This is a genomic window from Holdemania filiformis, assembly GCF_003459085.1.
Lineage (GTDB): Bacteria > Bacillota_I > Bacilli_A > Erysipelotrichales > Erysipelotrichaceae > Holdemania > Holdemania filiformis.
On the sequence record NZ_QRUP01000042.1, the window covers coordinates 1 to 1,529 of the forward strand.

The 1,529-nt window shown below is 46.7% G+C and carries 1 protein-coding gene; it reads left to right on the forward strand.

The features are described 5' to 3' along the window. Positions 1-541: 541 nt before the first annotated feature. Positions 542-1,529: group II intron reverse transcriptase/maturase (gene ltrA, locus DWY25_RS17540; RefSeq protein ID WP_117896422.1), on the forward strand; the 988-nt coding region annotated here is incomplete at its 3' end.

Genomic DNA, 1,529 nt, shown 5'->3' on the forward strand with positions numbered 1-1,529 from the left:
TTTAGTACACCCGACATGGGTGATAACTAGACGGTGAAAGTCCGTTGCGCGGTTGTGGCAACAAGCATTAAAGCGCTAGCCGAAGGCAAGGCGATTATCGTGAGGTAATGGCTGAAGGAAGCTGGATGTTGGGAAAGCCAACGGGCAAAATCTCGGGCTTACGGACAGAAATCGAATAGGAGGCTGCTAGCCTGGACGACCTTGCTAAACAAAGAGAAGTCCAAGTTGCCGAACATGGCGAAACAGTAAATTCGGAGGCTGCACGAGAGGAAAGTTATCACACCTTCTTCGGGGAGACCTTATCGACGTGGAAACGAGGTGAAGAACGTCACGCAGTGGAAACGCAGTAACAACGAACGATAAGGGTTCAGCAGAAGCCATAGTAGTGAAGAAGTTCCGTAATGGGAATGGAGCGAAGGGCAGAACAAAGAACCAGCTTTGAGATTCATGAATGTAGGTTATCCCCTCAGAACAATCTGTGTTCAGCCTCCAGGGTTGTGAAGATTGGGGGATAACAAGCGACGGAAAGGAAAAAGCAGACATGACAACAGAAATGATAGAACGGATTCTATCCAAGGAAAACCTGGAAGAAGCCAAATGTAAAGTGATGAGTAACAAAGGAAGTGCGGGCGTCGACCGCATGAAGACCAGTGAGTTACCGAAGTTTATTGACGAGCACGGGGAGGAACTGTGTGAAGCAATACGACGAAGGAAATACAAGCCTCTGCCTGTAAGACGCGTAGAGATCCCAAAAGAGGATGGAAGCAAGAGAAACCTGGGAGTACCGACAGTCAAAGATCGGTGGATAGAACAGGCGGTATGCCAAGTGTTAACCCCCATCTTTGAAAAGGAATTCTCAGAAAACAGCTACGGATTCCGACCGGGAAGAAAAGCAGAACAAGCGGTAATCAAGGCACTGGAATTCATGAACGATGGGTATGACTGGATCGTGGATCTGGACCTCTCTAAATTCTTCGATAATGTGAATCAGGATATTTTGATGATCCTGGTTCACAAGGTGATCAAGGACCCGGATACAGAATCCTTAGTAAGACGAATCTTACAGGGAGGTGTACTGGTAGAAGGTACTTATGAAGAAACGAAGATCGGAACAGCACAAGGCTCCCCGATCAGCCCACTTCTGGCGAACATCTATCTGAATGAGTTTGACAAAGAGCTAATGTCGAGAGGGCTGCGTTTTGTACGATATGCGGATGATTGTATAATCTGCGTAAAAAGCGAAGCGGCAGCGAATCGAGTCATGAGCTCAGTGACAAAATGGTTAACAGAACACCTGCGTGTAGAAGTGAACGCGACAAAGACGAAAGTAGCCAGACCGAAGGAGATCAAATATCTGGGATTCAGCTTCTACCAGAAGAATGGAGAATGGAAGCCGAAACCCCATATCAAATCGGTGAAGAAACTAGAATACAAACTGAAACCGCTGTTAAAGCGGAATTGGGGAGTATCGATGGAATACCGAATGAAGAAGATTAATGAGGTAACCCGAGGGTGGATTAACTACTATC